Origin of the sequence: Paraburkholderia sp. GAS206C, from assembly GCF_050435645.1 — a bacterium.
In the GTDB taxonomy this organism is placed as follows: Bacteria; Pseudomonadota; Gammaproteobacteria; order Burkholderiales; family Burkholderiaceae; genus Paraburkholderia; species Paraburkholderia phenazinium_B.
In genome coordinates this window covers 426,386-440,354 of record NZ_JBNDKR010000008.1, presented here as the reverse complement: position 1 = coordinate 440,354, position 13,969 = coordinate 426,386, and the positions used below count along the sequence as shown (strand labels likewise).

Here is a 13,969-nt window from a genome sequence, read left to right as displayed (position 1 = left end):
CGGTCATACGCCTCGCGCAATGCGCGCGTGTGGGCCGCCTCGGGTAGTCGTTGCGAAAGGGAGAAGCAGATGGCAGCAGAGACGTTGACAGGATTGTCGGGGAAGGTTGTCGTAACGAACATCGGCCTGCTGTTATCGGGCGATATCGATCAGCCGATTCTCGATGCCGACACGCTGGTGATCGACGATGGCGTGATCGTCGCGGTTGGCAAGGAGAAAGACTGCGACCTCGAAGGCGCGCGCACGAAGGTCGATTGCAAAGGCACGGCGGTGGCGCCTGGCCTGATCGATTCGCACGTGCACCCCGTCTTCGGCGACTGGACGCCGCGCCAGAACCAGATGGGCTGGATCGAGTCGAACCTGAACGGCGGCGTGACGACCATGATCTCCGCCGGCGAAGTGCACTTGCCAGGGCGTCCTAAGGATATCATCGGCGTGAAGGCGCTGGCGATTACGGCGCAGCGCTCGTTCGAAGGCATGCGCGGCGCGGGCGTCGGCGGAGGCGTCAAGGTATTGGCCGGCGCGCCGGTGATCGAAAAGGGCATGGTCGAGGAAGACTTCAAGGAACTGTCGGAAGCGGGCGTAAAGCTGCTCGGCGAAGTCGGTCTCGGCAGTGTCAAGGCCGGCGAGGAAGCGGGCCAGATGGTCGCCTGGGCGCGCAAGTACGGGATTCAAAGCACGATTCACACGGGCGGCCCGTCGATCCCCGGCTCGGGTCTGATCGACAAGGACGTGGTGCTCGCGGCTGACGCCGACGTTATCGGTCACATCAATGGCGGCCACACGTCCTTGTCTTATCGTCACGTCTGCGACCTGTGCGAGCAATCCACACGCGCACTGGAAATCGTCCACAACGGCAATGAACGCATTGCATTGCTGACCGCGCGTCATGCGATCGAACTCAAATGTCCGCACCGCATCATTCTCGGCACCGATAGCCCGGCCGGCTCCGGCGTGCAACCGCTTGGCATTCTGCGGATGATCGCGCTGATCTCAAGCCTCGCCGACGTGCCGGCGGAAATCGCATTCTGCTTTGCAACCGGCAACACGGCGCGGCAGCGCAATCTGCGGCAAGGGCTGATCGAAGTGGGCCGCCCCGCGGATCTCGTGTTCATGGACCGCGCGCAGCATACGGCCGGCAGCACGTTGCTCGAGAGCGTACAGCTTGGCGACATTCCGGGCGTTGGCATGGTGATGATCGACGGCCTGATCCGTTGCCGGCGTAGCCGTAATACGCCGCCGGCGACCGAAGTGCCGGTGGTTGTCTGAACGCGCGTCGCGACCTGCCGGCGTGGTGGCCATGAACCTCCCCGAGAACCTCACGCTTAGGGTGAATGGGGCGACGCATGTCGTCAGTGCCAGCGCTGACACGCCGCTGCTCTATCTGCTGCGTAACGACCTGGCGCTGAACGGTCCGAAGTTCGGCTGCGGGCTGGGCGAGTGCGGCGCGTGCACGGTGCTGCTCGATGGCATGCCAACCCGCTCGTGCGTGACGACGGCGAGGGTTGCGGAAGGACGAGAGATCACCACGCTCGAAGGATTGGGCACGCGTGCGGCACTGCATCCGGTGCAGCAGGCGTTCATCGACGAACAGGCCGCACAGTGCGGCTATTGTCTCAACGGCATGATCATGACCGCGAAAGCTCTGCTCGACCGCGATCCTCATCCCAGCGACGCCACCATCCGGCGCGAGTTGTCACGCAACCTGTGCCGCTGCGGTACGCATGTCGAGATTCTGCGTGCAGTGCATCGTGCCGCCGAATTGCTGGCAGCATGCCGTCGCGGGCATGAAGGGCTTGAAGGAGAGCGCGCATGACAGGGCCGGACGTGAGCGTCGAGCGTCAGCCTCTGTCGCGGCAGCAGCTCGACGACATGCAGAACGTGCTGGTCGTCGTACGGCCGCCGCAAGCGCCGGTAAAACCCGCGATCGGGCAACCTGGGTCGCGCTCATCGTTTGTGCCGACATTGGCCGATGTGTTCCTCGTCGTGCGTGGCGACGGCAGCGTGGTGGCGTTTAACGGCCACGTCGATCTGGGGACGGGCATCGGCACGGCGCTCGCCCAGATCGTCGCCGAAGAGCTCGATGTGCCGCTCACGCGTGTCTCGATCGTGCTCGGTCACACCACCGAGGCGCCAAATCAGGGGCCAACCATTGCGAGCGCAACGATCCAGATTTCCGCCGTGCCGCTGCGTCTGGCCGCGGCGCAGGCGCGGCAGTACCTGGTCGGGCAAGCAGCGTTGCGCTTTGGCGTCGGCGCGCAGACGCTGGAGGTTCGCGATGGCATCGTGCATCGTCGTGGCGACGACCGGGCGCAAGGAATCGGTTATGGCGAACTGATCGCTGGGCGGCGTATCGAGCTGACGCTAGCAGCGGATACGCCTTTGAAGCCGCCTGAGGCGTATCGGATCGTCGGCAAAAGCACTGCGCGCATCGACATTCCGGCCAAGGCGATCGGCGAACTGATGTTCGTGCATGACGTGCGTCTGCCGGGCATGTTGCACGGCCGGGTAGTGCGGCCGCCCTATGCGGGCGTCGCGCAGGGCGACTTTATCGGCAACAGTCTGCTGCACGTCGACGAAGAATCTGTGCGCGATCTGCCGGGTATCGTCAAAGTGGTTGTGATCCGCGATTTCGTAGGCATCGTCGCGGTGCGCGAGGAGGTCGCGCAGGAGGCGGTGAAACGGCTCGACGTGCAGTGGAAAACAGTGGAAGGCCTGCCGGCGCTCGAAACCAGCGAGGAGGTCGAGGCCGCCTTGCGCGCGAATCCTTCGACGCGCCGCGATCTGTTGATCGAAGGTGATGTCGACGCGGCGCTGGCGCAAACGGACAACACGCTCGAACGCACGTACGTCTGGCCGTTCCAGATGCATGCGTCGATCGGACCGTCGTGTGCGGTGGCCGACTATCGCGACGGTGTGCTTAAGGTCTGGTCCGGTACACAGAACCCGCATTCTCTGCGCGCGGATCTGGCGTTGCTGATGTCGCTGGAAGAAACTCAGATTGAAGTGGTGCGCATGGACGCTGCCGGTTGCTACGGTCGCAATTGCGCCGACGACGTAGCTGCGGATGCCGCTTTGCTCTCCCGCGCGGTGGGCAGTCCAGTGCGCGTGCAACTGTCTCGCGAAGACGAACACCGGTGGGAACCGAAAGGCGCGGCGCAATTGATGGACGTGCGTGGCGCTGTGGACGCGAATGGCCAGCTCACGGGCTACGACTTCTCCACGCGTTACCCCTCGAACGATGCGCCCACACTTGCGCTGCTGTTGACCGGAGCGATCTCGCCGCAGCCGCAGGTGTTCGAAATGGGCGACCGTACGTCCGTCCCGCCCTATGACTATCGCACGATGCGCATCGTTTGCGACGACACGCCGCCGATTGTCCGCGCCTCGTGGCTGCGTGGCGTGTCGGCGTTGCCCAACACGTTTGCACACGAATCGTTCATCGACGAACTGGCCGCCGACGCGGGTGTCGATCCGGTCGAGTTCCGTCTGCAGCATTTGACGGATCCGCGCGCGATCGATCTCGTCAAAGCCGTTGCAGAGAAAGCTGGCTGGGAACCCCGCAACGTCGCGCTCAAAGCGCAAGACGCGGAGGAAGAGGAAGGCGACATCGCACGCGGCAGAGGCTTCGCTTACGCCCGCTACGTGCACAGTAAATTCCCCGGCTTTGGCGCGGCATGGGCGGCATGGGTCGCGGATGTCGAGGTGAATCGCAAGAGCGGCGAACTGGCGGTGACGCGTGTGGTAGTCGGTCAGGACACCGGAACGATGGTGAATCCAGATGGTGTCCGTCACCAGATTCACGGCAACGTGATCCAGGCGACGAGCCGCGCGTTGAAAGAGCGCGTGACTTTCGGCAAGAACGAAGTGACGAGCCAGGAGTGGGGCGCGTATCCGATCCTGACGTTCCGCGAGGTGCCGGTCATCGAGGTGGTGATGATGCCGCGCCACGGCGAGCCGCCCATGGGTACGGGCGAATCGGCGTCGCTGCCTGGTGCGGCTGCGATTGCAAATGCGCTGTTCGATGCGACGGGTGTGCGGTTTCGCAGGCCGCCTTTCACGCCGGAAGTGATTCGGGCCGCGCTCGCCGACGGCCCGGCGCAGGCGGCCGCGGCCGCAACCGCGCGCAGGAAAAAGCGCTGGCGTTTCGGTTTCCTCGGCGCATTGGCTGCAGGTACCGCGGGCTGGTTAAGCATGGCCTCGTTCGCACCTCAGCCGATTGCCCCGATCACACCGCCTCTAGCGACTTCGTTTGCACCCGGGTTGATCGCACGCGGCAAACTGCTCGCCTCGCTTGGTGACTGCGCCGTCTGCCACACGGCACACAACGGCGTGCCGAACGCGGGAGGTCTCGCGCTGGATACACCGTTCGGCACGGTCTACACCACGAATATCACGCCGGATGAGCAGACGGGCATCGGCAACTGGTCTTTCGACGCATTTGCACGGGCGATGCGCAAGGGCATCCATCGCGATGGACGGCACCTATACCCCGCTTTCCCGTACACGTCGTTCAAGAACGTATCGGACGATGACCTTCAGGCGTTGTATGCCTACCTGATGTCGCAAACGCCGGTACGCTCACGTCCGCCTGAAACGAAGCTGGCGTTTCCCTTCAGCGGGCGGCCCCTGATGGCCGCATGGAACACCATGTTTCTGAAGCGCAATACGTTCACGCAGGAGGCAACGCAAACCGCGCAATGGAATCGCGGAGCCTATCTGGTCAACGGCCTCGGCCATTGCAGCGCATGTCATACACCGCGCAATGCATTCGGCGCCGAGAAAACCGGCGCGGCGTTTCTTGGCGGCGGTATAGCGGAAGGCTGGGAAGCGCCTGCGTTGACGACACTTTCGAATGCGCCCGTGCCGTGGACCGAAGACGAACTGTTCAGCTATCTGCGCTTTGGGCACGCGCCGCTGCATGGCGTAGCGGCCGGCCCGATGGGACCGGTCGTCAGCGAGCTGGCTTCCTTGCCGGACAGCGATATCCGCGCCATGGCGAATTACCTTGCCTCGCTGAACCCCGCGGGTCCTAATGCGAATCCAGAAGCGCTGGCGCGCGAATACGAGCAGGCCAGCGCGGCTACGCCCACGGCGTCGAGCATGGGCGCACGGCTGTTCGACGGCGCCTGCGCGGCGTGCCATCACACCGGCAGTGGACCGACGCTATTCGGTGCGCATCCGTCGCTCGCGCTTAACACGAATCTGCATAGCGCAGCGCCCGATAATCTGATTCGCGTGATTCTGGACGGCATCAACTCGCCTGCACGGCCCGAACTCGGTACGATGCCGGCTTACCGCGACAGTTTCAACGACGCCCAGGTAGCCGAACTCGTGTCGTACCTGCGTCAGCAATTCGCGGGCGGCAGGCCCGCATGGCAAGACGTCGAGGCAAGCGTGGCGCGTATTCGCGCGACATCGCGCGCCGATTGATTCGCTGTACCCGCATTCGCCTTCTCGCACCCACTACTGATAACGGAGAAACGCATGACCACACGCGCAGGATGGATCTCTCGTCTGACTGTTTCGTTGACGCTCTCGCTGACGGCGCTTGGGGCCGTGGCTCAGGAGACGATCAAGATCGGCGAAATCAACAGTTATAAGGCCCAACCGGCCTTTCTCGGCCCTTACAAGAACGGTTGGAATCTCGCGCTCGACGAGGTGAACGCCTCGGGTGGCGTGCTCGGCAAGAAACTCGAAGTCGTCTCGCGCGACGACAACGCCAACCCTGGCGATACGGTACGCGTCGCGCAGGAGCTGGTGACGGGCGAAGGCGTACAGGTGCTGTTCGGCGGCTTCCTGTCGAATACCGGCCTCGCGCTGGCCGACTACGCGAAGCAGCGGCATGTTTTCTTCCTCGCGGCCGAACCGTTGACCGACAAGATCGTCTGGGCCGACGGCAACAAATATACGTACCGTCTGCGTCCTTCCACCTATATGCAGGTCGCGATGCTGGTGCCGGAAGCGCTCAAGCTGCATAAAAAGCGCTGGGCGCTGGTGTATCCGAACTACGAGTACGGTCAGTCGGCGGTGGCGACTTTCAAGAAGCTGATGCAGGCTGCCCAACCCGATATCGAGTTCGTGTCCGATCAGGCGAGCCCGCTAGGCAATCTCGACGCTGGCGCGGTGACCCAGGCCATCGCCGATGCGAAACCCGATGCGATCTTTAACGTGCTGTTTGGCGCTGACCTCGGCAAGTTCGTCCGTCAGGGCAATACGACGGGATTGTTCAAGGACCGTAGTGTGGTTTCGCTGCTGACGGGCGAGCCGGATTACCTGGATCCGCTTGGTGCCGAAGCGCCGACCGGTTGGATCGTGACCGGCTACCCGTGGTACTCGATCGATACGGCTGCGAACAAGAAGTTTGTCGATGCGTATCAGGCGAAGTATCACGACTATCCGCGTCTCGGTTCGGTGGTCGGATATTCCGCGTTGATGTCGCTTGCGGATGGGCTGAAGAAAGCCGGTTCTACCGATCCTGACAAGCTGGCCGCTGCATTCAAGGGCTTGAGCGTCGACACGCCGTTTGGTCCGGTGTCGTATCGCGCGCAGGACAACCAGTCGACCATGGGCGCTTTTGTCGGCGTGACGGGCGTGAAGGACGGCAAGGGCGTGATGACGTCGTTCCACTATATCGACGGCGCAAGCGTGCAGCCTTCGGACGCCGAAGTGAAAAAACTGCGTCCGGCTGATTGATTGGATGTTAAAGCGGGCCAGGCGTGGCGGGTGCGGTGAAAATCGCCACGCCTGCGTTCGCTACTCTTCGGCGTCGTGCTCGGCGACGAAACGCTTCAGGTAAGCAAGCACAGCCGCTTCCGCGGCGCGATGATCGGCGCAGCTTTTCGAACCGGCGTTTTCCTCGTCGCCGAACAGCGTCGACGGTGCGTTATGCACATCCACTTCCTGTCCCTCGCGAAACACGCGAATCTCGTGGACGTCCTCGGCATATTCGGCAATCCAGTGCACGCCTTCGATGTGGGCACCTGCTCGTAAGGTGGGTATCTTCATGCGGCTTCTCCCGGATGGTCCGAAAACCGTAGAGTCGGCGCAGCTGCCGGCCCTTGCTATAACCATACGCCGTCCGCGCGTATACCGCACGTTTTTGCCAAGGCACAGGGGTTGCTGCGTGATACGGGCCAACAGCCAATCTGGAGGACTGTCATGCCTGAACAGAAAACCATCCACCGTGCCCACGCGGACAAGCGTGCCGGCAAAGCCTCGAGTACCCAGGCCGGGGAGTTCGTCAAGGAAGAGGTCGACCGCGTGCGCGCCGGCAAGCACGGCGTGAAATCGGCCAAGCAGGCCATCGCCATCGGTCTGTCGAAGGCGCGGCGTGCCGGCGTCGATCTGAAGGCGCCGAAGAAGGGTACGACCAGCGAAGCGACGCGTAAGAAGGCCGCCAAAGACAACGCGGCGGGCCAGCACAAGACCGCAGCCAAAAGCGCCAGCACTGAAACGAAGGCAAAACGCGCGCGTGCCGCCACCACAGCGCTAAAGCGCGAGAGCGGACGCGGTGCGTCGAGTGCGGCAATGTCGAAACAGGCGAAGAGTTCGGCGGCCCGCCGGCCCGCAGCGAGTCGTTCGGCGGCGGCGAAAAAGGCGGTCGCCACCAAGGGCACCGCGGGCCGTTCGGCCGCGGCGAAAAAAGCCGCTCATACGAGAGCGGCGCGCTCGCATCATTGAGTTGGGCGCAAAAGCGGTAGAAGGGCGGCGGTACCCCGCCGCCGCCTGATCTTGCCTTCCGTGCAATGCGGATGGGCGAATGTAATAAATGCAGAACCCTTACCCCACGTAAGTCCGGCTAATTTCGCACTCCGGCCGGGCCGCTTGCATGACGCGCGGCCAGGCGATCAAAATTCTGCGTCCTCACAAAACCCTTGTACTTTATTTTTTTGTTCATCTATAACCTGACCGACAGGACAGGATTGAAACTCGAAAAGACCAACGATGCGCGATGCATCGATGCGGCTTCCCCTTAACGACGCGACGTAGAGGTTCATCGCGCTGCAGCATGTCGACGTGAATGGACCGTTCGCCGGCCGAGGGTGGACGTACGTGTCTTTGCGCTGCACTATACGGTGCACGCTTGGGCGACGCACTGGATAAGATCGACAAAAGAGACGACAGGAGGAAGATAGGTATGCGAAGGAAAATTTAATCCGCTTTGTGACCGTCCGCTCATCCCCAATTCTAATTTCCAAACAGCGAGCACAACGTGGATATCTTACGCAGTCTGTGTGGCATTGTTTTTCTATTGCTGATCGCTTATGTGTTGTCGACCAATCGAAGTGGTATCCGCTTGCGCACGCTGATTCCCGCGCTCCTCGCGCAGGTGTCGATCGGTGCGCTAGTGCTGTTCGTGCCGCTTGGCAGTGCAGCGCTGGCGGCCGCCGCGCGTGGTGTCAACAATGTGCTGCAGATGGGCGACCGCGGCGTGTCGTTCATGTTCGGCGGCCTCGTCGACGCAAAGATGTTCCAGCTCTTCGGCGGTGGCGGCTTCGTTTTCGCGCTGCGTGTGCTTCCCATGATCATCTTCGTCACCGCGCTGATTGCGGTGCTGTACCACATCGGCGTGATGAAGTGGATTATCAACGGCCTCGGTGTCGTGTTCGAGAAGCTGCTGGCTGTGACCCGAGTTGAGGCATGTTCCGCGGTAGCTACGATCTTCCTCGGCCAGAGCGAGATGCCGGCTTTCGTCAAGCCGTTCGTCCGCGAGATGACGGGCGCGGAGTTGTTCGCGGTCATGTCGAGCGGAATGGCTTCGGTGGCGGGTTCGGTGCTGGCCGGCTATGCGGGCCTCGGCGTCAATCTGGAGTATCTGCTGGCCGCGTCGTTCATGGCCATACCGGGCGGCCTGCTGTTCGCCAAGCTGATCTTCCCGACCACGGAGCCAAGCCGGGTGGTGCTGGAAGGGCTGCATTTCGACGAAAGGAAATCGGCCAACGTGATCGAGGCAGCGGCAGCGGGCGCCTCGATTGGCCTGAGAATCGCCATCAACGTCGGCGCCATGCTGATTGCGTTTATTGGTTTGATCGCGTTGCTGAATTCGACCGTCAGCGGAATCGCGGGTCTGTTCGGGCATCCGCAGATCACGCTGCAAAGCATCCTCGGCTGGGTGTTTGCACCGCTCGCGTGGTTGATTGGCGTACCGTGGCACGACGCACCGCTCGCCGGCAACTTTATCGGTGAGAAGCTGATCCTCAACGAGTTCGTCGCATACGTCGATCTGTCGCCGTACCTGAAGGGCGCCCAGTCGGTCGCGGCGGCCGGCTTGCAGGTGCTGGATCCGAAGACGCTTGCGATCGTGTCGTTTGCACTGTGTGGCTTTGCCAATTTTTCTTCGATCGCGATTCTCACGGGCGGTTTTAGTGCCGTTGCCGCGGAACGCCGTGCGGAAGTGGCGCGCTATGGATTGCGTGTCGTAGCGGCTGCTACGCTATCGAACCTGATGAGCGCCGCCATTGCAGGGATTTTCCTGTCGTTTCATTGAGTCCGTCCGTCACCGTAACGCCAGGGTCTCCTACCTTTTCTTAAGCTGATCATTATGTCGTTGACGCAGGAAATCATTCGCAAGAAACGCGACCAGCAGCCGCTAAGCCGTGATGAGATCGGCGAATTCGTACGGGGTGTGGTCGACGGCAGCGTCGCGAACGAGCAGGTCGCCGCGTTCGCGATGGCGGTGTATTTCAACGACATGAGCGTGGACGAACGCGTTGCGCTGACGCTGGCGCAGCGCGATTCGGGCCAGGTGCTGTCCTGGGACGCGTTCGATCTGCCGGGCCCGTTGATCGACAAGCATTCGACGGGCGGCGTCGGCGACCTGACTTCGCTGTTGCTCGGCCCGATGGTGGCCGCCTGCGCCGGTTTCGTGCCGATGATCTCCGGGCGCGGTCTCGGCCATACCGGCGGGACGCTCGACAAGCTCGCGGCCATTCCCGGCTATAACCTGGTTCCTGAGGCGAGGACGTTTCAGCGGATCGTGCGGGAAGTCGGCGTGGCGATCATCGGTCAGACGGCGCAGCTCGCGCCTGCCGACAAACGGATCTATGCGATCCGCGACGTAACGGCGACCGTCGAATCGATCGCGATGATTACGGCGTCCATCCTGTCGAAAAAGCTTGCGGCAGGGCTCGAAGGGCTGACGATGGACATCAAGGTCGGCTCCGGCGCTTTCATGCCGACCTACGAGCAATCACTGGAACTGGCGCGCAGCATCGTCGCGGTCGGCAACGGTGCAGGCATGAAGACGACCGCCGTGCTCACCGATATGAACCAGCCGCTGGCCCCCTGCGCCGGCAACGCGCTGGAAGTGCGCTGTGCGATCGATTATCTGACTGGGCATCGTCGTCCTGCGCGCTTGCATGAGGTCACGCTGGCCTTGGCCGCGCAGATGCTCGTACTGGGTGGACTCGCGAGCGATACCGCGCAAGCCTGTGCAAAGTTGAACGCGGTGCTCGATTCCGGCGCCGCGGCGGAGCGCTTCGCGCGGATGGTGCGAGCGTTAGGCGGGCCCGCGGATCTTATTGGTGCGCCCGAGCGTCATCTGGGGCAGGCGGCGGTGATCGTGCCGGTTACTGCACCGCGTGCAGGGTATGTGACACACATCGATTGCCGCGCGCTGGGGCTGGTGGTAGTCGGGCTCGGTGGAGGCCGGCGCCGCCCTGATGATGCGATCAACTACCAGGTCGGTTTGACAGACGTCGTTGAACTCGGACAATACGTCGAAGCGGGAGTGCCGTTGGCACTTATTCATGCCAGCGATCTTCCTGCCGCCGAACAGGCGGCCCGTGACATCCTGACAGCGTGCACGCTCGCCGAGACCGCTTCGCCCGTTCCGGCCACCGTGTACGAACTGATCAGCTGAGTAACCGAACAACGCGGATCCTGACCCCGATGCGGAGGAGTAGTGACACACGAACATCTGATTGACGAAGCCCGCAAAGCCCGCGAGCTTGCGTATGCGCCTTACTCGCGCTTCCTGGTCGGCGCTGCGCTTGAGACAAACGACGGCAAGATTTTTCACGGCTGCAATGTCGAGAACGCTTCGTATGGCCTGTGCAATTGCGCGGAACGTACGGCGTTTTTTAGCGCGGTGGCGGCAGGTTATCGTCCGGGGCAATTCAAAAGACTAGCTGTCATTGGACAAACCGATGGCCCGATTGCACCCTGTGGCGCTTGCCGTCAGGTGATGATCGAACTGGGCTCGCCCAAACTCGAAGTCGTACTGAGCAATCTGGATGGCAAGGTCGAAGTGACCAGCGCCGCCGCATTGTTACCGGGCGCGTTCTATCTCGAACCTGACGGCGGCGCGTCTGCGGCTTAGCGTCAGGCATGGCGACGTGCGTTTCACATGCACGCTAAAGCGGTCCCATACGCAATCAACATGAGTGCCCAACCATCATGCACAAGGTAATTTTCGACACCGATCCCGGTGTCGATGACTCGATGGCGCTGGTGTTCCAGACGTGTCATCCGCAGATCGAGTTAATCGGCGTGACGTCCGTGTTCGGCAACGCGACGATCGAAACCACGACCCGCAATGCCGTGTATCTGGTCGAACGCTTCGCTGACCCGGGCGTCGTCGTGGCGCGCGGCGCAGCAAAGCCGCTGCGCAAGGCCGCACCCGAGCCGATTCCGCATATCCACGGGGAAAACGGCCTCGGCGATATCGAACTCCCCGATATGCCCGACGAGGGCCGTGCCCGCCTCGACGCACGCCCGGCGCATCGTTTCATCATCGACGAAATCCGCAAGCATCCGCACGAGATCAACCTGATCGCGGTAGGGCCGCTCACCAATCTCGCGCTCGCGCTGCAGGAGGACCCGGAGATCCAGCACCTGGTCAAACAGGTGATCATCATGGGAGGCGCCTTCGGTATCAACGGCGTGTTAGGCAATGTGAGGCCGTGTGCCGAAGCGAATATTTCTGCCGACCCGGACGCAGCCGATCAGGTCTTCACCGCTGCGTGGAAAGTCACGGCGGCAGGGTTAGACGTGACGCAAAAGGCCATCATGAACACAGCTTACCTCGAGCGCATCCGTCAGCACGGCGGCGAGGTGGGGCAGTTTATCTGGGACGTGTCGCGCTCATACGAGCAGTTTCACGTCGACAGTTCGGGCGTGCAGGGCATCTACGTGCACGATTCGTCCGCGGTTGCCTATCTGGTGGCGCCTGAGCTTTATCAGATCCGGCGTGGCGCGGTGCGCGTGGTGGTGGAAGGTCTCGCGATTGGGCAAACCGTCCAGAAGCCGGAGACGATGGGCGTGCCGGCGCCCGACTGGGATGAAGCGGCGAAGCAGGATGTGTGTGTCGACGTCGACGTAGAGGGCTTTCTGCAACTCTACTTCGAGACGATCGTCGGCAGGGCCGGCTAAACAGAGCGGGCAGCGGCGCTTGACGGCACGTAGCCGCAGGCGCTGCCCGATACCTCAAAGTGTTGCCGCAGTTCTTACTGCACCGTGGCGAGCACGTCGCGCACGGTCTTGAAGATGTGCTGGATCTGCTCTTCGCTGATGATCAGCGGCGGCGAGAACGCCAGAATATCGCCCGTGAAGCGGATCAGCACGCCGGCCTCGAAGCATTTGACGAAAGCCTCATAGGCGCGTGCGCCCGGTGCGCCGTCGCGCGGCTCGAGTTCGATCCCGGCGATCATGCCGAGATTGCGAATGTCCTTCACATGCTTCGCATCGCGCAGTGCATGCGCAGCGGCTTCGAACGCGGGCGCTAGCGATGCAGCACGTTCGAACAGGCCGTCGCGGCGGTACAGGTCGAGCGTCGCCACGGCCGCCGCAGCCGCAACCGGGTGCGCCGAATACGTATAGCCGTGGAACAGCTCGATCGCACCTTGTGCGCCGGCATTGACGACCGTGTCGTGGATGTTACGGCTGGCGGCCACCGCGCCCATCGGAATCGAGGCGTTATTAATGGCCTTGGCCATCGTCAGCAGGTCCGGCGTGACGCCGAAGTATTCGCTGGCCGTCGCTTTGCCCAGACGCCCAAAGCCGGTAATGACTTCATCGAAAATCAGCAGGATGCCGTGCTTCGTGCAGATATCGCGCAGCTTCTGCAGATAGCCTTGCGGCGGAATCAGTACGCCCGTCGAGCCGGCCACCGGTTCGACGATAACCGCGGCAATCGTCGACGCGTCGTGCAGCGTGACGATGCGCTCGAGTTCGTCGGCCAGATGCGCGCCCCAGGCGGGCTGCCCCTTCGTGAATGCGTTGTGTTCGAGGTTGTGCGTATGCGGCAGATGATCGACCGCCGGTAGCAGCGCGCCAGAGAACGTCTTGCGGTTCGGTGCAATGCCGCCGACCGAAATGCCGCCGAAGCCCACGCCGTGATAACCGCGTTCACGGCCGATCAGGCGCGTGCGCTGACCTTCGCCGCGCGCACGGTGATACGCCAGCGCGATCTTCAGCGCCGTATCCACCGATTCGGAACCCGAGTTGGTGAAAAAAATCCGGTCGAGGCCGGCCGGCATCAGTTCGGCGACTTTCGTTGCCGCTTCGAACGCGAGCGGGTGGCCCATCTGGAAGGTCGGCGCGAAATCGAGCGTGGAAAGCTGCTGGGTGATTGCAGCGACGATCTCATCGCGGCCATGGCCGGCGTTCACACACCAGAGTCCAGCACAGCCGTCGAGCACCTCGCGGCCGTCCGTCGCGCGGTAGTACATGCCCTTGGCCGATTCCAGCAGGCGCGGCGACGCCTTGAACTGGCGGTTGGCGGTAAAAGGCATCCAGAAAGACGACAGATCGTCGATGACGGGGCGCGAAGTCATGGTGTTCTCCTCGAAGTGGTCCCCCGAGGAGATTTCCTTCGGGGCGTTGCCGTTGCGAAACTGTAGCGTCCGCGGTTAAATGGAGGACATAAACAGTTGATGCACTGCGCTGCTAACTGTGCAGGTCAAGTTGCTGAAACTGTGCTGGTTGCTTGAACGTCCTTTGGGCGTCCTGCAACTCGCCTCTCTTG

Annotated in this window: 11 protein-coding genes; 9 read left to right on the top strand and 2 right to left on the bottom strand. The window is 62.5% G+C overall.

Annotation, left to right across the window (positions count from 1 at the left end):
* Positions 1-69 precede the first annotated feature (69 nt).
* Genes P3T20_RS24100 through P3T20_RS24085 form a run of 4 tightly spaced genes read left to right on the top strand, consistent with a single transcriptional unit; the run spans position 70 to position 6,696 of the window.
* Positions 70-1,269, top strand: a complete 1,200-nt coding sequence (locus P3T20_RS24100) for an amidohydrolase family protein (RefSeq protein ID WP_074267665.1) — start codon at positions 70-72, stop codon at positions 1,267-1,269.
* Positions 1,270-1,300: 31 nt separating this feature from the next.
* Entirely contained in the window at positions 1,301-1,816 is a 516-nt protein-coding gene (locus P3T20_RS24095; protein ID WP_074267666.1) for a (2Fe-2S)-binding protein, read from the top strand.
* The gene (locus tag P3T20_RS24090) at positions 1,813-5,433 is read left to right on the top strand and encodes a molybdopterin cofactor-binding domain-containing protein (RefSeq protein ID WP_429288088.1); all 3,621 of its coding nucleotides are present in this window, start codon (positions 1,813-1,815) and stop codon (positions 5,431-5,433) included. The genes P3T20_RS24095 and P3T20_RS24090 overlap by 4 nt, the downstream gene beginning before the upstream one ends.
* Positions 5,434-5,487: 54 nt before the next feature.
* The gene (locus tag P3T20_RS24085) at positions 5,488-6,696 is read left to right on the top strand and encodes an ABC transporter substrate-binding protein (protein ID WP_074267668.1); all 1,209 of its coding nucleotides are present in this window, start codon (positions 5,488-5,490) and stop codon (positions 6,694-6,696) included.
* Between the two features lie 60 nt (positions 6,697-6,756).
* Here the strand turns inward: P3T20_RS24085 and P3T20_RS24080 are convergent, their stop codons facing one another.
* A complete protein-coding gene (locus P3T20_RS24080) occupies positions 6,757-7,008 on the bottom strand; it encodes a hypothetical protein (RefSeq protein WP_074267669.1) in 252 nt (83 codons plus the stop codon).
* Between the two features lie 153 nt (positions 7,009-7,161).
* On the opposite strand from P3T20_RS24080, the gene P3T20_RS24075 reads away from it, so the two are divergent.
* From P3T20_RS24075 to P3T20_RS24055, 5 genes are all read left to right on the top strand, one after another.
* The gene (locus P3T20_RS24075; RefSeq protein WP_429288087.1) at positions 7,162-7,683 is read left to right on the top strand and encodes a DUF6496 domain-containing protein; all 522 of its coding nucleotides are present in this window, start codon (positions 7,162-7,164) and stop codon (positions 7,681-7,683) included.
* A 532-nt stretch (positions 7,684-8,215) separates the two neighbouring features.
* On the top strand, positions 8,216-9,490 hold the full coding sequence (locus P3T20_RS24070) for a NupC/NupG family nucleoside CNT transporter (protein WP_429288086.1): 1,275 nt from the start codon (positions 8,216-8,218) through the stop codon (positions 9,488-9,490).
* Between the two features lie 54 nt (positions 9,491-9,544).
* Positions 9,545-10,864: a thymidine phosphorylase gene (gene deoA / locus P3T20_RS24065; RefSeq protein WP_429288085.1), complete on the top strand. Its 1,320-nt coding sequence runs from the start codon at positions 9,545-9,547 to the stop codon at positions 10,862-10,864.
* Positions 10,865-10,906: 42 nt separating this feature from the next.
* The gene (locus tag P3T20_RS24060; protein WP_074267673.1) at positions 10,907-11,323 is read left to right on the top strand and encodes a cytidine deaminase; all 417 of its coding nucleotides are present in this window, start codon (positions 10,907-10,909) and stop codon (positions 11,321-11,323) included.
* 77 nt (positions 11,324-11,400) lie between these two features.
* Positions 11,401-12,375, top strand: coding sequence for a nucleoside hydrolase (locus P3T20_RS24055; protein ID WP_429288084.1), 975 nt, complete (start codon positions 11,401-11,403; stop codon positions 12,373-12,375).
* Between the two features lie 74 nt (positions 12,376-12,449).
* Here the strand turns inward: P3T20_RS24055 and P3T20_RS24050 are convergent, their stop codons facing one another.
* Entirely contained in the window at positions 12,450-13,778 is a 1,329-nt protein-coding gene (locus P3T20_RS24050) for an aspartate aminotransferase family protein (protein ID WP_429288083.1), read from the bottom strand.
* Positions 13,779-13,969: the final 191 nt, after the last annotated feature.